Origin of the sequence: Micromonospora sp. RP3T (genome assembly GCF_003027925.1) — a bacterium.
Taxonomy (GTDB): Bacteria; Actinomycetota; Actinomycetes; order Mycobacteriales; family Micromonosporaceae; genus Micromonospora.
In genome coordinates, this window is the sequence record NZ_PYPS01000016.1 from 38,970 (window position 1) to 56,317 (window position 17,348).

The following is a 17,348-nucleotide window of genomic DNA, read 5'->3' on the forward strand; positions in this document are numbered from 1 at the left end:
GAACAGCATGAGCCACAAGGATCTCAACCCAGTCAGCGCCGAGCGGCCGAAGCGCGTCGCGATCGTCATCTCGAACCCGGCCGTGTCCACCACGACCGGATGGCCGGTCGGCTTCTGGTGGAGCGAACTCACCCACCCCTACTTCCAGATGACCGAGCTGGGTTACCGGGTGGACATCTTCAGCCCGGACGGCGGCCCGTGCGTGGCCGACGCGATGAGCGACCCCGAGGACGCCAGCCGGTGGCAGGCCGAGGACGTGATCAGCCGCGGCTACCGGCACGACCCGGAGTTCGTCAAGCTCGTCGAGAACACCCGGCCGGTCGGCGACATCTCGGTGGACGACTACGACGCGCTCGTCGTCGCCGGCGGCCAGGGGCCGATGTTCACGTTCGACACGGCCGAGGGCCTGCACCGCACGTTCGCCGAGTTCTACGAGGCCGGCAAGGTCACGGCCGCGCTGTGCCACGGCACGGCGATCCTGCGGTACGCCCGGTTGTCCAACGGGGAGCCGCTGGTGAAGGGCCGGACGGTGACCGGGTTCGCCAACGTCGAGGAGGACTTCGCGGACCGGGCGGTGTGGGACGCCGGCGGATTGCCTCGGGGCACGCACGTCATGCCGTGGCGGATCGAGGACGAGCTGCGCCGGCTCGGGGCGAACTTCATCCAGGCCGGGCTGTGGAAGGGCTTCGCGATCCGGGACGGCAACCTCGTCACCGGTCAGCAGAACTTCAGCGGCACCGAGACCGCAAAGGTGATCATCGAGGCGCTGGGTCGGTGATCCGTCCGTCGTCCCGCGCGGTGCGACCACGCGCGGGACGACGGCGACCGCGGCTCACTACCGGTAGTTGGTGAACTGGAGCGCCACCCCGAAGTCCTCGCCCTTGAGCAGCGAGATGACGGCCTGAAGGTCGTCCTTCTTCTTGCCGGTGACGCGGAGCTGATCGCCCTGGATCTGCGCCTGCACGCCCTTCGGGCCCTCGTCGCGGATCTTCTTGCTGATCGCCTTCGCCTTCTCCGTGTCGATGCCCTGGATCACCTTGGCGTCGATCTTGAAGATCTTGCCGGACGACCGCGGGTCGCCCGCGTCCAGCGACTTCATGGAGATGTTCCGCTTGATCAGCTTCTCCTTGAAGACGTCCAGCGCGGCACGCACCCGCTCCTCGGTCTCCGCCTGGAGGCTGATCGCCTCCTCGCCCGACCAGGAGATCTCGGCGCCGGTGCCACGGAAGTCGAACCGCGTCGCGAGCTCCTTCTCCGCCTGGCGGAGGGCGTTGTCGACCTCCTGCCGGTCAACCTTGCTCACGATGTCGAACGACGGGTTCGCTGCCATGATCATGCTCCTGCTGTCCGGCGGTGTGTCCTGATCCGTCCCGCGCTGACCAGCGTGGGACCCCCTGACGGTACCCCGTTGCGCAGGGGCCGGGGGCAACCGCTATCCTTGCTTCCGCTGCCGCGTCACGACGCGGTGGGTGCCCTGGCGGGTTGCCCGAGCGGCCAATGGGAGCGGACTGTAAATCCGTCGCGAAAGCTTCAGAGGTTCGAATCCTCTACCCGCCACCAGGCTCACAGAAGAGGCCCCTGACCAGCGAGAACGCTGGTCAGGGGCCTCTTCTGTGAGTCTCACTCAGTCCCGCTCCGGCCCGCTCGATCTCGCTGGCTGTGTCGTATACGTGTCGCCGATGCCGGGCAGGATGCCGGGCGGCCTAGCCTTTGCTGGTCATGGCGGCAGTCCAAGGAGCAGTAGATGTCGGACGTGTTGATCATTCGTCTCCAGCAGCCCGTCTGGGATCCGACGTGGGGAGAGCTGCAAGTCTCTCCCGCCTACTACGACGAACTCCGGGCGGCGCTCGACGCGGCCAACGTCCCCAACTCGCGGGTCATTAAGGCGAGTGCCGGGGAGGTCTTGGCTTGCATCGGGCTATCTGCGGCTGCGACTGCACCCCTCTGGAGGGCGTTGACTCCTGCCCTTGAAGCATTTCTGAGCAGGCACGATAACAAGCGCATCGAAATCACATCGGGTGATAAATCCATCGTTATGGATGGTTACTCGGCAAATCAAGTGAAGGCCTTGCTAGCGGAGACTGACGCATTGCGTGACGAGCGGCGTGAGGTTGGCGGGTCAAGCTAGGCCTTCCAGTCGTGCAGGGCCGCCTCGATCCTCCGACGTGACGCTTCCTGTTGACCGTATATGCACTTCGCGTAGACCCGCATGAGGACGTGCACGCTGTGTCCGGCCCACTCGGCGACCTGGGTAGCCGGCACTCCCGCGTTAAGCCAGAGCGACACGGCGGCGTGCCGCAGGTCGTACGGTCGCCGGGCTAGCGGGGAGCGCTGCTGCGCCGGGGTGAGCACCTTTGCCCGCGCGTCGCGCCACGCCTTCCCGTAGGTGTTGTTCGGGATCGGTTGGCCAGCGGTGGGCACGTACCGCCCGCCGGGGCCGCGCCGGGTGACGAACAGCTTGCCGTTCGATCCCGGCGGATACTCCTTGACGTGGTGGTCGAGCAGCCGCACAAGCGGCGGCGGCACTGGCACATCCCGAGTGGCGGCCTTCGCTCGGTGCTTCAACTCCCGATCCTCGGCCGTGTCGTCCCCGTCGCCCCAGCCCCGACCCACGGCCACCGTCGAGCCGGTCAGGTGCAGTACGCCCCACCCGTCAGGCTGGGCGGGCCGTTCGTACTCGTCTTCGCGCAGGTGAAGCACCTCTTCGGGGCGTAGGGCGGCGTAGTACATGCATCCGAAGAATGCTTCCAACTCGGGCACCGTTCGGCCGACCTCGGCGAGCAGCGCTCGCGCTTGATCGGGGTTGACCACCGCTCCCCGGTCGATCTCGTCGGCCGTCTTCGGGGCGGTCCAGCTCACCAGGGTCATCGGGTGCGTGTCGAGTAGTCGCAGCTCAACGGCGTACTTGAGAGCGCCGGAGAAGACTGCCCGCTTACGGGCGATCGAGGCCGAGCGCCGAGCCGTCGAGACTGCGGCGCCGACGCCGTACGGCCGGGAAGTCATCGTGGCTGCGCGGCAGGCCGGAATGCCGGTGGCGGCGGTCAGCAACAACTCGGCCGGCGCGGTGACGGCCTACCTCGCGGCGCACCGGCTCGCCGAGCACGTCTCGCCGGTCATCGGCCGGGCGTACGCCGAGCCGGGCCGCATGAAACCCAACCCGGAACCGATCCTGCAAGCCGTGCGCTCGCTCGGTGAGTTGCCGCCCCGCTGCGTGCTGGTGGGCGACTCTCTCTCGGACATCGAAGGGGGCCAGGCCGCAGGGGTGCGAGTCATTGGCTATGCCAATCGGCGACCGAAGGTCGAGGCCTTCCGCGCCGCTGGCGCAGACTTCGTGATCACGAGCATGGGGGAGCTTGCTCGCGTCTTGCTCGGGCAGTGAAGGTGGACAAGATGCGCTAGAAGGTAGGGGGTGGAGTTGCCCGTAGTCCAGCCCTCGCACGGTCCCGATGTTGTCGTTGCCGTGGATGCCCTTCCTGCTGCCGATAATCCAGTGCCAGCACTGCGCCTTTGGGGTATCCGCCGGTCAATCGCATTAGTGGTGGCAGCGTCGCTGCTGCTGGTCGTACTTATGGTGGCGGTCGCTCTCTGGTATGCAGGATGGCCTAGTATTAGGCGAGACGCGACCGTCACGGCGGCCACATACTTCGACCTCCTTAAGCTTGTCTTCGCTGTTGTGGCAGGAGTTGGCGGGGTCGCGGCTCTGGTGGTTGCGTATCGCCGTCAGCGGGTCGCAGAGCATACAAGTAAATTGGCTGAGTTTGCTCATCGTTTAGCGCATGCTGCGGATCTGCGGGCCGAAGTCACAAAAGCGCTTGCTGAGGCGGCCGACCAGCGGGCAAATATTGAAACCGACCGTAACGGCGTGCGGTTGTTAAACGAGCGCTTCGCTAAAGCGGCTGAGCAATTAGGATCAGACAAGGCGGCAGTACGGCTTGCCGGCGTTTATGCGATGGCTGGCCTTGCGGACGACTGGACCGATGGTCGCCAGACGTGTGTGGATGTCCTCTGTGCTTACCTGCGGATGCCATATGTTCCACCGAAAGCACCCACTGCAGATGCGGAGCCACTTGATGCAGATGCTGGTGCGCAAGACAGCGTTGAGGGTGACTCCGTGGCGCGTGAGGAGCGCGAGGTCCGGCACACTGTGCTCCGGTCGATTACTCGCCACTTGCGCCTTCCGTCCGAAGACCCTACATCGTGGCAAGGGCTAGACTTCGACTTCACCGGCGCAGTGCTTGATGGCGGCGACTTCTCCGGCGCAATTTTTAGCGATGGAACCGTTTCCTTCAGTGGCGCGAATTTCTGCGGCTCCGTGTATTTCATGGGGGCAAAGTTTACTGGCGCGCATATTACCTTCTCCGGGGCAACCTTTAGTAGTGGAAGGGTCTATCTTCTGGAATCAGAATTTATCAAGGGTCACGTTTCCTTTGATAGGGCAAAAATTCGAGGCGGCGAAGTTTTTCTAGCCGCATCGGATTTCAAGGGTGCGGGCGTCTCGTTCGATGATGCGCATATCAACGGAGGGGGCCTCTATTTCAACCTCTCAAGGTTTACCGAGGGTAAAGTCACCTTCGCTGGCGCGACAATCTCGGATGGAAAAGTCGAATTCAAGGCAGCGAAGTTCAACGGCGGAACAGTAGCCTTTGACTGGACGGTCTTTGCGGGCGGCGAGGTCAGCTTTCGTGACGCAGTCTTCGATGGCGGGGAGGTGGATCTTCGAAAAGCGCGGATCGTCGTGGGGGCTGATCCCGTCTTTGACTCCTGGCCGGGAGAGGGGCCTCCGGGCGGGTTGCACCTCCCGGCGGCATGACGCTGAGTCGCATACGTGTCGCCGCTGGGGAGGAGATGGCCGAATTCCCTGGTCAGCGCTTTGTCTGTGGCTCACTGTAAATCCGTCGCGAAAGCTTCAGAGGTTCGAATCCTCTACCCGCCACCAGGTGCAGATGCGGCCCCTGAACAGCAGAGATGCTGATCGGGGGCCGCTTTCGTGATTCGCAGGCCCCTTTCGGATGCCGAAGCTCAGCTAGGGGAGCTGTCCTTAACGAACTCGACGAAGGAAACCCAGTGGGCCGCGCTGAACATCAGCGACGGACCGGCGACGTCCTTGCTGTCCCGCACGCCCACGACGCCCGGAAGGTTGTCGGCGACCTCGACGCATGCGCCCTCGTTGCCGCTGTGGGTGCTCTTGCGCCAGCGGGCCGTGGTCAGCTCAGTCATCGTAAGTCTCCTTGATCAGGGCGCCCACCAGATCCTCGGAGGCGCGTTCTTCCAGGGCAAGGTTCCACAGAGTCTGCCAAGCCGAAGCGTATGTCTCTACCTCCCCGGGGCGATCGAGGTAGAGACTGCCGGTCAGGGACTCGCTGTAGACGGTGCTGGGCTCTGCGGGACGAGTGCCCTTCGCGGGAAAGTCGAGGATCATGAACGCCCCAGCGAAAGACGCCCGGTGTGGGCCGACGCTCGCGGGTAGCACCCGAACCTTGATGTTGCCTGCCTGGGCCCCGTTGACCAGGTGGGCCAACTGAGCCCGCCACGCCTCTATGTCGTTGATGGGGCGACGAAGAACTGCCTCGTCGATGATCGCTTCAAAGAGCGGTGCTGCGGGGCTCCGACGCGCCAGAAGCTTCTGTCGCTCCATCCGGAGGGCGACTTTCTGGGCCACCTCCTGCGACGTGCGACCGGGTTTCGTCTCGAAGACGGCTGACATGTACTCCGGGGTCTGAAGCAGCCCCGGGATCAGGTTCGGCTCGTAGTGCCGGATGTGGCGGGCCGCCGCTTCCAGACCCACGTACAACTCGAACCACGCCGGGATGACGTCGCCGTAGGAGTGCCACCAACCCCGGCTCTTGCTCTCCCGGGCGAGCGAGACGAGGACTTCGGTCAGGTCGGTCGAGGTGCCGTAGAGCTGGCACATGAGGTTCACGTCGTGGGTGCGCAGTGAGGTGTGGCCGGCCTCCAGCCGGTACATCTTCGCCCGTGACCACTCCAGAGTCTTCGCGGCGGCTTCCAGGTTGATGCCGGCTTCCTCGCGCGCCTGCCGCAGCAGCCGGCCGAGTTGCCGACGCGGGACGGAAGATCCCGTCTCGGCCATCTGATCCCCAATCTCACCTCAACCGCCCTGTGTGTCTCACTTCAGCCACCCTGCCCGCCCGGATGGCACGACGTCAATCTCGATGTCTGAAACCCGCGATGAGATGTTGCAGTGACGGTGCCACTACGCCACGTTGGCTGCGAGAAGGGGTCGATCGACGGAGGTGCGCGATGCCCCGCTGGAAGTGGTTCCAACGCAGCAACGAGCCGGTCGATGTGGTGCAGCGGCCGACCAGCAACGAGCGCCCTGGCGAAACCGGGAAGCGGAACGACGGCGTCAAGGCCCTGCCGTTGGTCCGCCCTCCAGCGAGCCGGACCGCGCAGTCGCGGACGGGGCACAGCGAGAAGCGTCGTAACGGCGGCGAGACGTGACACCGGAGCGGAGACCCGACACGCCCCTCCTGGTGGCGGTGTCCTGGGCCGTCATCGACTACCACGTGGCGTACACCTGCTCGCGGTGCCGCCCGTACGGATGGTGTCCCCGCGTGGTCGTCGCCCGCGCCCGCATCCGCGCCTGGCGCAAGGTCTGTGAACAGTGACGGAGCTGAAGCCCGGCGTGCTGCTCCTCGTCGGCAGGGCGGCCGGCGTGCAGTTCGCGAGGCCGTTCCACTTCCGGCTGATCCGCGTCCTCGACTGGAGCACCTACGACGGCTGGACGTGGCTGGACGGCTACCAGCTCGACGAGCAGGGCGATGCCGTGGCGCGGCGGTCGATCTTCGTCAAGCGGTGCGGGTTGAGCGCGGGCTCCGATTCTTCACAACGAATGCTGGGGATGAGGCCGGCTCCGGATGGCGGGCGCCGGAGCAACGGCGCGCGGGTGCCGGCCAGTCGCCCCTCTCCCCGCTTGGCGCGGCAATGGACAGGACGGGGACGGACTGATGGTGCGTAGTTGGCGGGACACCCGTTCCCGGATGAATCTCGACGAGGCAAAAGTGGCCGCGCACAGGGAGCGGATGCTCGCCGAGGTCAGGGCATCGCGGCCCGAGCCTCCATCCCGTCCGATCGACCGCACCCACGAGGCGGGCCGGAAGGAGCCTCGATGACCACTCGCCGCGCGCCGGCGGCCCGGGTGGTCGACGTGGCCGCAGATCGTCCGCACCGCCGATTCCTGGGTTGGGCGCGGTGAGCATCCTCCGGGCCGGCGACGAGAAGTTCCACTACAGCGATGGCTCCCACCGGTGGATCCCGCCGGACCCGGACTACGACCAGGAGGTCTGGGACGAGCAGGTGCGCCAGCACAAGCAGGGCCACCTGCGGAACGAGCGTCCGACGGTCCGCATCCAGCGCCTGGTCTGAGTGCCGCCGCCCCGCGTACGAGAAAAAGGTCGTACCGTGCGGTCATGCTCTATGTCGGCCTGCTCGGCTGGGTGCTGATCCCCGTGCTGGGTCTCGCCGCGGTCGTCGCCGCCGTCCGCCTCGCGCGGTGGTCGTGGCGGTCGACGCGACGCGGCGTGGTGGCGTTGCCGGGCCGGCTCCGGGCGGTGCCGGGTCGGCTGCGGGCGCTCACGGTGGAGCCGCCGCCGGGGCCGGCGTTCAACGACGCTCGGGACGTGTGGCCGATGCCGGCGGACGACTGAGGCCGAACCGGCAGGTGAGGGGAGGTGTCGGTGATTCGCCAGCGATTGACCCGTATCGCCCTCTGGTGCTGCGGCGAGTTATAGGTATGGTGGTCTATGCCCAGGGTCGTCCGAGCCACGGGGATGGGGAGTGCGGCCGGGCGCAGCGGCCCGATCGCTCCGAGGCCGCCTAGATCAGTTCGCGTTGAAGGTCGGAATACGCAATGGACGGACGACCGCGGGGCCCCTGAGCCCGCTGATCTGGCTACGCGTCCCTCTGGCACCGGGCCGATCGGCGAAACCTTTTCGACGGTCGGATCGGGCCTGTTCTCACCGCTTTCCTGCGTGCGGGCCCTGTGGCACGATCGTGGAACCTCCACCATCCCCGGTGTCCCATCCCCGACAGGAGAGCGAACATGTCTGGTCGAAGACTGGGCCGGCTGCTTGGCTCAATGCTGGTTTTTGCCGCTGTCATGAGTGGCGTCCTGGTCGGCGTAGGGCCGGAGCTCGGCGACATGCAGACCGCGGATGTCATCTGGAACATGCCTGCGACTCGCTGACGCTCACCGTCCCGTCCGAGCCAGGCGAAAGTCGATCGACGGAAGGGGCGGCATGTCCGCACAGCCCGTCAAGGGCTCGCGGTCCAATGATCACGCTTGGCTGATCACCGGGCCACTCGTCCTTTTCGCTGTCGTCTGTTCGACGGTGACCGGTCTGATCAGTGACCATCCGTTCGGCGGCTGGCCGCTGGCGGCGGTGCTGCTGGTGGCCATGGTCGCTGCCGGGCTTCCGGTGCTGAACTTCACCGTCCGGCGCCAGTCGCTCGGTGTGACGATCACCGAGATCCCGTTGGTGCTCGCGTTCTACCTGACGCGTCCGCTGACGGTGGTCGCGATCTATACCGGGGCCGCGATCCTCACCCATCTGTGGCACCGGATGGGCGCGGCGAAGTTCTGGTTCAACGTCGCCCGCGCGGCGGCCGGCTCCTCGCTCGCCGTGCTGGTGCTGCAGGCGCTGCCCCCGGTCGAGGGCGTGGGCCCGCGCACCTGGCTGACGCTGTTCACCGCCGCCATCATGGTCAACCTGGTCAGCATCACGTCGGTGGCCGGCGTCTACACGCTGCTCCAGGGCTGGCAGACCGGCCGCGACGCGTTCCGCAGGGCGCCCTCCGCGCTGCTCTCCGCCGGCATCCAGATCGTCGCCGGCCTGATCGTCCTGATCCTGATCACGTCGAACTGGTGGTCGCTGGTCCTGCTCTCCGCGCTGATCACCGCGCTGACGTTGATCTACCGCGCGTACGCGCAGTTCTTCCGGCAGCACCGCACGCTCTCCGACATGTACGAGCTGAGCCGCGCGGTCAGCGGCAGCGGCCAGGACGGCACGCTCGCCGACGCCCTGCTGGGCCGCGTCCGGGCGATGCTCCAGGCGGAGTACGCGACGCTCTGGCTGCCGGCGCAGCGCCGCCACCCGGAGGTGCTGCTGACCTCCCGGATCGCCGACCCGGGGCTGCTGGACGTGGCGCCCACGCCCGCCGCCCTGCGCGAGCAGGTCCGCCAGGACGGGCAGACGCTGGTGCTCACCCGCGGCGCCGGCGCGGACGGCAAACTGCGGACCGCGCTCACCGAGCAGGGGGTCAAGGACGTCATCGTGGTGCCGTTGCGCTCCGGCCAGGCGGTCGTCGGCACCCTTGAGGTGGCCAACCGGCTCGGCGCCAGCAACTCGTTCAGCCGCACCGACGTGCCGCTGCTGGAGACCGTCGCCGCGCACGCCGCGGTCGCGTTGGAGAACGCCCGCCTGGTCGACCGGCTGCGGCACGACGCCGAGCACGACACGTTGACCAGGCTGCCGAACCGGCGGCGACTCATCGCGGCGGTGGGGGAAGCGGTCAAGATCCGCGCCCCCGGCGAGGTGGTGGCGCTGCTGCTCTTCGACGTCGACCGGCTGCGCCAGGTCAACGAGTCGTTGGGCCACGCGGCCGGCGACAAGGTGCTGGTCGAGGTGGCCGAGCGGCTGCGGGCCTGCGCGCCCTCCTCGGCGCTGGTGGGTCGCGCCGGCGGGGACGAGTTCCTGGTGACGCTCCGGCTGGAGGGCGTCGAGGCCGCGCTGGACCTGGCGACCCAGCTCCGGGAGCAGATCCGGGACGAGATGGTCTTCGACGCGCTCACCCTGGACGTGGACACCGCCGTCGGCGTGGCCGTCCACCCCGATCACGGCGGGGACGCTGTGGCGTTGCTCCAGCGGGTCGACCTGGCGGCCAACGCGGCGAAGTCGGTCCCGGGCAGCGTCCAGCTCTACAGCCCGGCGCTGGAGTCACGGTCGCTGCGCCGGCTCGGTCTCGCCGGCGACCTGAAGCGGGCGCTTGAGGACGGCGAGCTGGAGGTCTACTTCCAGCCCAAGGTCACGCTGCGGGACCGCCGCCTGGTGGGCGTGGAGTGTCTGGCGCGTTGGGAGCACCCGGCGCACGGCACGGTCTCGCCGGACGACTTCGTGGCGGTGGCCGAGCACACCGGCCAACTCGGCCGGCTCACCGAGTTCGTGCTGCGGGAGAGCCTGCGGCGCAGCCGCGACTGGAGCCACGGCGAGCAGCCGCTCTGCGTCTCGGTCAACCTGGCCGCCCGGACGGTGAACGACCCGCGCTTCCCGGGGCTGGTGCGGGAGCTGCTGACGGAGTACGGCGTGCCGCCGCAGCGGCTCACGCTGGAGATCACCGAGGCGGGCGTGCTGGACGGCACCGAACGGCCCGTGCCGATCCTGCGCTGTCTGCGCGACCTCGGGGTCCGGCTCTCGGTGGACGACTTCGGCACCGGCAACTCGTCGCTGGCCCAACTGCGCCGGCTGCCGGTGCACGAGGTGAAGGTGGACCGGTCGTTCGTGCAGGGCATGGCGACCGACCCGGGTGACCTGGCCATCGTCAACGCGGTGGTGACGCTCTCCCAGCAGTTCGGCCTGACGGTGGTGGCCGAGGGGGTGGAGAGTGAGCTGACGTTGGAACTGCTCCAGGACATCGGCTGCGAGATCGGCCAGGGCTTCCTGTTCAGCCGGCCGCTGCCGTACGAGCGACTGGAGGCGTGGTTCGGCGCCCAGGTCGACCCCGAGACGGTCGTCGCGGGGGAGCTGCCGCGCCTGCGTGTGGTGCCCTGAGCAGGGGTGGCACCTGTCGGGGGGATCCGATTTCACCTCCGCGACGCGGTCGTGTACTGTTTCCTCTGCGCGACACCCGAAGGGTGATCGAGCAGGCCCCCTTAGCTCAGTCGGCAGAGCGTCTCCATGGTAAGGAGAAGGTCTACGGTTCGATTCCGTAAGGGGGCTCAAAGGGTCCGGCTGGACCCGCCACGGCGGTGTAGCTCAGATGGTAGAGCAAGCGGCTCATAATCGCTGTGTCGCCGGTTCAAGTCCGGCCACCGCTACTCTCGTCCCCCGGGTCCGCCCGGTGGTCGGTGGGATGGGCGCCACAGGGCGCCCACTTTGCATGTCCGCGTGGTCAGCGCGTAGGCTGACACGCCGTAGTTGATGTCCTGAGCGAGGAAGGCACTCCGCCGTGGCGAAGGCGACCGATGTCCGGCCGAAGATCACTTTGGCGTGTGTGGAGTGCAAGGAGCGCAACTACATCACGCGCAAGAACCGCCGTAACGACCCGGACCGCATCGAGCTGAAGAAGTTCTGCCCCCGGGACGGCAAGCACACCGTCCACCGCGAGACCCGCTGACGCCCGGCCGGCACCGCCGGCCCGCCGCAGCACCCGTACGCCGATCCGCAGGGTCGACGGCCTGAGACGGCCGCCCGACCGCGCGGGTCGGCGTTCGTGTTCCCGTGTAGGTTCGCGGCATGTCCCTGGACCCGTCCTTCGTCGGCCGGACCTATCCGCCGACCGCCCCCTACCTGGTGGGCCGAGAAAAGATCCGCGAGTTCGCCACCGCCGTCGGCGCGACCGACCCGGCGCACCACGACCCGGAGGCGGCCCGGGCGCTCGGCCACCCCGACGTGGTCGCGCCGCCGACCTTCCCGGTGATCGTCACCATGGCGGCCAACCAGCAGATCGTCGATGACCCGGCGCTGGGCGTCGACTACAGCCGGGTGGTCCACGGCGACCAGCGCTTCGCGTACACCCGGCCGGTGGTGGCCGGTGACGAGCTGGTGTGCGTCAACGTCATCGAGGACGTCAGCAGCCGGGGCGGGCACGGTTTCCTGACCACCCGCACCGACGTGAGCACCGTGGCCGGTGAGCCGGTGGTCGCGGTCTGGTCGAAGATCGTCGTACGTCGGGAGGAGGCGTGAGCATGGAACTGCCTGTCCAGACGTTCCGGGTGACCCGGGCGGACCTGGTCCGCTACGCCGGCGCCTCGGGGGACTTCAACCCGATCCACTGGAGCGACCGGACCGCCACCGGGGTGGGCCTGCCCGGGGTCATCGCCCACGGCATGTTCACCATGGCCCTGGTCGGTCGCGCGGTCGCCGGCTGGGCCGGCGCGCCGGACGCGGTGGTCGATTTCGGGGTCCGCTTCACCCGGCCGGTGGTCGTGCCGGACACCGACGAGGGCACCGAGATCGAGGTCGCCGCCGTGGTCAAGGAGGTCACCGAGGCGGGCCTGACCAGGCTCGACATCACCGCCACCTGTCGGGGTGAGAAGGTGCTGTCGCAGGCCCGGGCACTGATCCGTACTCCTCGCTGAGGGACCACCCGACGCGCGAGGGGTAGACCGGTTGGGAAAGTCGCACGACTACCCGTACACTGGTCCGCCGTGGGGCAAGTGACCCCCGCTCGGCACAACGTGTCCGGGTGGAGGTGAGTTGCCGCACAGGGGTGTAGCTCAATTGGCAGAGCAGCGGTCTCCAAAACCGCAGGCTGCAGGTTCAAGTCCTGTCACCCCTGCGCCTCAGGCCTGACCGTTCCCGTGGGTCGTGCCGCCGTTCGCGGCGGCGTCCGGCCCGTGGTGGTGGCACCGGTGGGGTGGTTCCGAGGCGTTCGGGGCCCTCCCGTCCGGTCCGCCGGCCGCGGCCCGTCGCGGGACGGTTGGTCCGGCCGGCGTGACCAACACGCCGCGCACGCCGCCCGGCGTGCGACCCCATACCCGCACGGAGGGCGAAGTGGCCGAGAAGAAGCGGCGCGGCGAGGACGACGGCGACGAGCGTCTGAACGACGACGCGACTGTCGACGGCGTGGCCGACGACGACGTGGCCGACGACGCCGCCGACGCGGACGAGCCGGTCTCCCGGGGCGGCACTGCCACCCGCAAGCGGGCCCAGGCCGAGCCGGCCGAGGGCCGGAAGACCCGCAAGGACACCGAGCGGATCGGGCTGTTCGCCCGCATCGCGCGGTTCTTCCGCGAGGTCGTGGCCGAGCTGCGTAAGGTCATCTGGCCGACCCGCAAGGAGCTGCTGACCTACACCGCCGTGGTGGTCACCTTCGTGGCGGTGATGCTGGCGATCGTGGCCGGCCTGGACTACGGCTTCGCCAAGGCGGTGCTGTGGGTCTTCGGCAACCCCAGCTGACCTGCGCACAGTAATACTGACGGAAGTGAGCGAGCGTGCCTGAGTACGACGAGACCGCCGAGACCCCGGACGAGCAGTCCGCGGTGGCGACGGCGGCCAACAACGAGTCGGTCGAGGCCGCCAGCGAGCCGGAGTTCCCGACCACCGAGCCGGCCCCGGACGAGGATTTCGACCCGGTCGCCGAGCTGCGCCAGAAGCTGCGCTACGCGCCCGGTGACTGGTACGTGGTGCACTCGTACGCCGGCTACGAGAACAAGGTCAAGACCAACCTCGAGACCCGGATCACGTCCCTCGACATGGAGGACTACATCTACCAGGTCGAGGTGCCGACCCGGGAAGAGGTCGAGGTCAAGAACGGCAAGCGGTCGCAGATCCAGGCGAAGGTCTTCCCGGGCTACATCCTGGTCCGGATGGAGCTGACCGCGGAGTCCTACTCCTGCGTCCGGAACACCCCGGGGGTCACCGGCTTCGTCGGCGCGACCGACCGGGCCGATCGGCCGGCGCCGCTGAGCCTCGACGAGGTGCTCAAGTGGCTCGCCCCGGCGGTCGAGACCGAGCAGAAGAAGGCCAAGCCCGAGATCAAGGTCCTCGACTTCGAGGTCGGCGACTCGGTCACCGTCACCGACGGCGCGTTCGCGTCGCTGCCGGCGACGATCAGCGAGATCAACGCCGACCAGCAGAAGCTCAAGGTGCTGGTGTCGATCTTCGGCCGGGAGACCCCGGTCGAGCTGAACTTCAACCAGGTCGCCAAGATCTGACGGACGTCCGCACCGGCGGTCGGCCTTCGCGGGCCGGCCGCCGGTGTGCTGTTCCACCGCTCGCCGACCTCGGCGGCGAACCCGGTAGCGGGTTGCGCTACCCTTGAACGTCGGCCGTCCGCACCGCGCTGACCGTGCGCGCCCGCGGGCGGCGGAGAATCCCAGTTTCAAGCCCCAGGAAGAGACATGCCTCCGAAGAAGAAGCTCGTCAAGACGTTCACGCTTCAGCTGCCGGCGGGCCAGGCCACCCCGGCGCCGCCGGTCGGCCCCGCGCTCGGCCAGCACGGCGTGAACATCATGGAGTTCTGCAAGTCCTACAACGCGCAGACCGAGTCCCAGCGTGGCGACGTCGTCCCCGCCGAGATCAGCGTCTACGAGGACCGCACCTTCACCTTCGTGCTGAAGACCCCGCCCGCCGCCCGGCTGCTGATCAAGGCCGCCGGTGTGCAGAAGGGCTCGGGCGTCCCGCACAAGGAGAAGGTCGGCTCGGTCACCCGCGCCCAGCTGCGCGAGATCGCCGAGAAGAAGATGGCGGACCTCAACGCCAACGACATCGAGCAGGCCGAGAAGATCATCGCCGGCACCGCCCGGTCGATGGGCCTGACCGTCGCCGACTGATCTCGTCGTACCCGCTCCACCCGATCCGTTCGTGGGAGGGCCGCGAGTCCCGCGCGCCCGCCAGAGACCACAGGAGTCACCAGAAATGCAGCGCAGCAAGAGCTACCGCAAGGCCGCCGAGGTCATCGACCGGTCGAAGCTGTACGCCCCCGCCGAGGCCGTGAAGCTGGCCAAGGAGAACACCAACGTCAAGTTCGACGCCACGGTCGAGGTCGCGATGCGCCTCGGCGTCGACCCCCGCAAGGCGGACCAGATGGTCCGCGGCACGGTCAACCTGCCGCACGGCACCGGTAAGACCGCCCGCGTGATCGTCTTCGCCGCCGGCGCGAAGGCCGAGGAGGCCGCCGCCGCGGGTGCGGACGAGGTGGGCACCGACGAGCTGGTCGCCCGCATCCAGGGCGGTTGGCTGGACTTCGACGCGGCGATCGCCACGCCGGACCAGATGGCCAAGATCGGCCGGATCGCGCGGATCCTGGGCCCGCGCGGTCTCATGCCGAACCCGAAGACCGGCACCGTGACCATGGACGTCACCAAGGCGGTCGCGGACATCAAGGGCGGTAAGATCACCTTCCGGGTGGACAAGCACTCGAACCTGCACCTGATCATCGGCAAGGCCTCCTTCTCGGAGAACCAGCTGATCGACAACTACGCCGCGGTGCTGGACGAGGTCCTCCGTGCCAAGCCGTCCGCGGCCAAGGGCACGTACCTCAAGAAGGTCACGCTGACCACCACCATGGGCCCGGGCGTCCCGGTCGACCCGAAGCTGATCAAGAACCTGCAGGAGGGCTCGGCCGAGGCCTGAGCACGCACCTCCCGGACGGGGCCCCGCCACCACATGTGGCGGGGCCCCGTCCGTCTGTCCGTTGTGGCAGGCTCGGCGCATGCGGCTCGACGGCGTCTGGCTCCGGTACCACCGACACGGCCCGTGGGTGCTGCGACAGGTCGACGCGACGATCGGTCCGGGCGAGGTCGCGGTCGTGCTCGGCCGCAACGGCGCGGGCAAGTCCACGCTGCTCCAGCTCGCCGCCGGGGTGCTGCGGCCGAGCCGTGGCCGGGTGGTCGACCGGCCGGCGACCGTCGGTTGGGTGCCGGAGCGTTTCCCCGCCGACCAGCCGTTCACCGTCGGGGACTACCTGGCCGCCATGGGCCGCGTCGCCGGCCTGCCCGGTGCCGCCGCCGACCGGGCGGTGCGCGAGTGGGTGGAGCGGCTGGGCCTGACCCGCTTCTCCGACGTGCGCCTGCCGCAGCTCTCCAAGGGCACCGCGCAGAAGGTCGGCCTGGCCCAGGCGCTGCTGCGCCCGCCCGGCCTGCTGGTGCTCGACGAGCCCTGGGAGGGGCTCGACGCGGCGGCCCGCGAGCTGGTCCCCGAGATGATCGGCGAGGTGCTGGCCGGCGGCGGTGCGGTGCTGGTCAGCGACCACCGGGGCGAGACGGTCCGGCTGCCCGGCGCCCGCCGCTGGTCGGTCACCGACGGCACGCTGACCGAGGAGGCGTCGTCCGGGGGCTCGGCCGTCGCGGTGGTCGAGCTGGCGGTGCCGGCCGCGGGGCTCGCCGCCGCCGTCGCCCGCCTGCGCGCCGATGGCCACCAGATCCTTCGGGTACGCGAACCCGCCGTCCCGCCCGCCGCCGGGTCACCGGCACCGGCTCCCGCCGCCGGGCCGGGCGTCGAGGCCCCCGACGAGTCGCCGGCACCGGGCCGGTCCGGCGCGCCGGGGACGGAGCCCGATGGCGGGTGGCCGGCCCTCGCCGGCGGGTCGGTGGCCGAGCCCGATGGCGGGTCGCCGGCCCTCGCATGCGCGTCGGCTGTCGAGTCCGATGGCGGGTCGCCGGGCCTTCCCGGCGCGTCGCTGGCCGAGGTCGATGGCGGGGCACCGGATGTCCCCGGCCCACCGGGCGTCGAGGGCGGGGCCGGGTCGCCGGAGGCCGGTGCCGGCCGCGCCGGTGTGGCGTCGGAGGTGGGCCGGTGATCGCGCTGGTCCGGCTGCGGCTGGCCGGCTTCGTGCGTACCGGACGGGCGCTCGCGCCGGTGCTGACCGGCCTGCTCGCCCTGGGCGTCCTCTACGGCGGCGGTGGCGCGGGCCGACCGGCGGAGGTCTACGGCGTCTCCGCGGTGCTGATCTTCCCGGTGCTGGCCTGGCAGACCAAGATCCTGCTGGACGTCGAACCCGACGTGCAGCGCCGGTTGGCCCGGGTCGTGGTCGGGCCGGCCCGGGAACGGGCGGCCGGGCTGCTCGCGGCGCTCGTGGCCGGACTCGCCGTGGTGCTGGTCGCGCTGGCGATGCCGTGGCCGCTCGGCGCGGTGTCGCTGGCGGGCGGGCCGGCGGGCCGGCCGGCGCTCGTCGGGGTGGCGCTCGGCGTCTGGGCGCACCTGCTCGCGCTGCCGGCGGCGGTGGCGCTCGGCGCGCTGGCCAGCCGGCCGATCACCCGCAGTGCCGGCTACGGGGCGGCGGTGCTGGCGGTCGGCGTGGTCGGGGTGGTGGTGTGCGGGTTGTCCGACTCGGTGGTGCCGTGGCTGGTCCCGCCGGTGATGGCGACCGCGCGGGCGGTCACCGCGCCGGTGACGCCCGGCGCGGGGCTGCTGCTCACCGGCTGGGCGGCGCTGTGGGTGGCGGTGGCGCTGGCCGGCTACGCCTGGGGGCGGCGCACCCGGGCCTGACCGCCGGGTGACCCGGAGCACGCCGAGGCGATTTGGCGCTCCGCCGCACGTCGCGTAACCTGAACCGGTAGTTCCACCCAAAGACCGCTGGTCACCGTGCCCCGGCACGGTCGAAGGTCCCGCGACGACGGGCGACCCGCGCAGGGCGGCAAGCGAAACTCGGTGTCAGACACGGTCCGCCGA

Annotated in this window: 21 protein-coding genes, 4 tRNA genes and 1 pseudogene; 22 read left to right on the forward strand and 4 right to left on the reverse strand. The window is 69.2% G+C overall.

Annotation, left to right across the window (positions count from 1 at the left end; all coding sequences use genetic code 11):
• Positions 1-7: 7 nt before the first annotated feature.
• Positions 8-778 carry a type 1 glutamine amidotransferase domain-containing protein gene (locus tag C8054_RS14935; RefSeq protein WP_107157419.1) on the forward strand — a complete coding sequence of 257 codons (771 nt, stop codon included), beginning with the start codon at positions 8-10 and terminating at the stop codon, positions 776-778.
• Between the two features lie 57 nt (positions 779-835).
• Here C8054_RS14935 and C8054_RS14940 read toward each other — a convergent pair whose 3' ends face one another.
• Positions 836-1,330 (reverse strand): YajQ family cyclic di-GMP-binding protein, encoded by a 495-nt coding sequence (locus C8054_RS14940; RefSeq protein WP_107157492.1) that lies wholly within the window; start codon positions 1,328-1,330, stop codon positions 836-838.
• A gap of 146 nt (positions 1,331-1,476) precedes the next feature.
• On the opposite strand from C8054_RS14940, the gene C8054_RS14945 reads away from it, so the two are divergent.
• Together C8054_RS14945 and C8054_RS14950 are read left to right on the forward strand one after the other, a co-directional pair.
• Positions 1,477-1,560, forward strand: a tRNA-Tyr gene (locus tag C8054_RS14945).
• A gap of 184 nt (positions 1,561-1,744) precedes the next feature.
• Positions 1,745-2,128 carry a hypothetical protein gene (locus tag C8054_RS14950; protein ID WP_107157420.1) on the forward strand — a complete coding sequence of 128 codons (384 nt, stop codon included), beginning with the start codon at positions 1,745-1,747 and terminating at the stop codon, positions 2,126-2,128.
• On the opposite strand, the gene C8054_RS14955 is transcribed toward C8054_RS14950, so the two are convergent.
• Positions 2,125-3,003, reverse strand: coding sequence for a tyrosine-type recombinase/integrase (locus C8054_RS14955; RefSeq protein ID WP_233219651.1), 879 nt, complete (start codon positions 3,001-3,003; stop codon positions 2,125-2,127). The genes C8054_RS14950 and C8054_RS14955 overlap by 4 nt on opposite strands.
• On the opposite strand from C8054_RS14955, the pseudogene C8054_RS14960 reads away from it, so the two are divergent.
• A pseudogene (locus tag C8054_RS14960) lies at positions 2,948-3,379 on the forward strand (HAD family hydrolase); the annotation flags it as partial. The gene C8054_RS14955 and the pseudogene C8054_RS14960 overlap by 56 nt on opposite strands.
• A gap of 30 nt (positions 3,380-3,409) precedes the next feature.
• Entirely contained in the window at positions 3,410-4,810 is a 1,401-nt protein-coding gene (locus tag C8054_RS14965) for a pentapeptide repeat-containing protein (RefSeq protein WP_146179918.1), read from the forward strand.
• 209 nt (positions 4,811-5,019) lie between these two features.
• Here C8054_RS14965 and C8054_RS14970 read toward each other — a convergent pair whose 3' ends face one another.
• Both C8054_RS14970 and C8054_RS14975 read right to left on the reverse strand, forming a co-directional pair.
• Positions 5,020-5,217, reverse strand: coding sequence for a DUF397 domain-containing protein (locus C8054_RS14970; protein ID WP_107157422.1), 198 nt, complete (start codon positions 5,215-5,217; stop codon positions 5,020-5,022).
• Positions 5,210-6,088: a helix-turn-helix transcriptional regulator gene (locus C8054_RS14975; RefSeq protein ID WP_107157423.1), complete on the reverse strand. Its 879-nt coding sequence runs from the start codon at positions 6,086-6,088 to the stop codon at positions 5,210-5,212. The genes C8054_RS14970 and C8054_RS14975 overlap by 8 nt, the downstream gene beginning before the upstream one ends.
• Positions 6,089-6,491: 403 nt before the next feature.
• Between C8054_RS14975 and C8054_RS33100 the strand changes: the two genes are divergently transcribed.
• From C8054_RS33100 to C8054_RS15055, 17 genes are all read left to right on the forward strand, one after another.
• A complete protein-coding gene (locus C8054_RS33100) occupies positions 6,492-6,626 on the forward strand; it encodes a hypothetical protein (protein WP_255563037.1) in 135 nt (44 codons plus the stop codon).
• Positions 6,623-6,976, forward strand: a complete 354-nt coding sequence (locus tag C8054_RS32760) for a hypothetical protein (protein WP_233219652.1) — start codon at positions 6,623-6,625, stop codon at positions 6,974-6,976. Before C8054_RS33100 ends, C8054_RS32760 begins: the two co-directional genes overlap by 4 nt.
• Before the next feature lie 233 nt (positions 6,977-7,209).
• A complete protein-coding gene (locus tag C8054_RS32295) occupies positions 7,210-7,383 on the forward strand; it encodes a hypothetical protein (RefSeq protein WP_199199764.1) in 174 nt (57 codons plus the stop codon).
• 44 nt (positions 7,384-7,427) lie between these two features.
• A complete protein-coding gene (locus C8054_RS14990) occupies positions 7,428-7,664 on the forward strand; it encodes a hypothetical protein (RefSeq protein WP_107157425.1) in 237 nt (78 codons plus the stop codon).
• A 591-nt stretch (positions 7,665-8,255) separates the two neighbouring features.
• Positions 8,256-10,784 (forward strand): bifunctional diguanylate cyclase/phosphodiesterase, encoded by a 2,529-nt coding sequence (locus C8054_RS14995; RefSeq protein ID WP_107157426.1) that lies wholly within the window; start codon positions 8,256-8,258, stop codon positions 10,782-10,784.
• 95 nt (positions 10,785-10,879) lie between these two features.
• Positions 10,880-10,952: transfer RNA gene (locus tag C8054_RS15000), tRNA-Thr, on the forward strand.
• 25 nt (positions 10,953-10,977) lie between these two features.
• Positions 10,978-11,050 (forward strand) — tRNA-Met (locus tag C8054_RS15005).
• Positions 11,051-11,181: 131 nt separating this feature from the next.
• Positions 11,182-11,349: a 50S ribosomal protein L33 gene (rpmG, locus tag C8054_RS15010; protein WP_013288652.1), complete on the forward strand. Its 168-nt coding sequence runs from the start codon at positions 11,182-11,184 to the stop codon at positions 11,347-11,349.
• A 119-nt stretch (positions 11,350-11,468) separates the two neighbouring features.
• Positions 11,469-11,918 carry a MaoC family dehydratase N-terminal domain-containing protein gene (locus C8054_RS15015; RefSeq protein WP_107157427.1) on the forward strand — a complete coding sequence of 150 codons (450 nt, stop codon included), beginning with the start codon at positions 11,469-11,471 and terminating at the stop codon, positions 11,916-11,918.
• A gap of 2 nt (positions 11,919-11,920) precedes the next feature.
• A complete protein-coding gene (locus C8054_RS15020; protein ID WP_107157428.1) occupies positions 11,921-12,313 on the forward strand; it encodes a MaoC family dehydratase in 393 nt (130 codons plus the stop codon).
• Between the two features lie 127 nt (positions 12,314-12,440).
• Positions 12,441-12,513, forward strand: a tRNA-Trp gene (locus C8054_RS15025).
• A 215-nt stretch (positions 12,514-12,728) separates the two neighbouring features.
• Complete coding sequence (gene secE, locus C8054_RS15030; RefSeq protein ID WP_107157494.1) at positions 12,729-13,133, forward strand: preprotein translocase subunit SecE; 405 nt, start codon at positions 12,729-12,731, stop codon at positions 13,131-13,133.
• A gap of 35 nt (positions 13,134-13,168) precedes the next feature.
• Positions 13,169-13,891 (forward strand): transcription termination/antitermination protein NusG, encoded by a 723-nt coding sequence (nusG, locus tag C8054_RS15035; protein ID WP_089155269.1) that lies wholly within the window; start codon positions 13,169-13,171, stop codon positions 13,889-13,891.
• A gap of 186 nt (positions 13,892-14,077) precedes the next feature.
• The gene (gene rplK, locus C8054_RS15040; protein ID WP_107157429.1) at positions 14,078-14,509 is read left to right on the forward strand and encodes a 50S ribosomal protein L11; all 432 of its coding nucleotides are present in this window, start codon (positions 14,078-14,080) and stop codon (positions 14,507-14,509) included.
• Between the two features lie 85 nt (positions 14,510-14,594).
• Positions 14,595-15,311, forward strand: a complete 717-nt coding sequence (gene rplA / locus C8054_RS15045) for a 50S ribosomal protein L1 (RefSeq protein ID WP_107157430.1) — start codon at positions 14,595-14,597, stop codon at positions 15,309-15,311.
• A gap of 79 nt (positions 15,312-15,390) precedes the next feature.
• Positions 15,391-16,476: an ATP-binding cassette domain-containing protein gene (locus tag C8054_RS15050; RefSeq protein WP_233219653.1), complete on the forward strand. Its 1,086-nt coding sequence runs from the start codon at positions 15,391-15,393 to the stop codon at positions 16,474-16,476.
• Positions 16,473-17,165: a hypothetical protein gene (locus C8054_RS15055; RefSeq protein WP_107157431.1), complete on the forward strand. Its 693-nt coding sequence runs from the start codon at positions 16,473-16,475 to the stop codon at positions 17,163-17,165. Before C8054_RS15050 ends, C8054_RS15055 begins: the two co-directional genes overlap by 4 nt.
• The last annotated feature ends 183 nt before the right edge of the window (positions 17,166-17,348 follow it).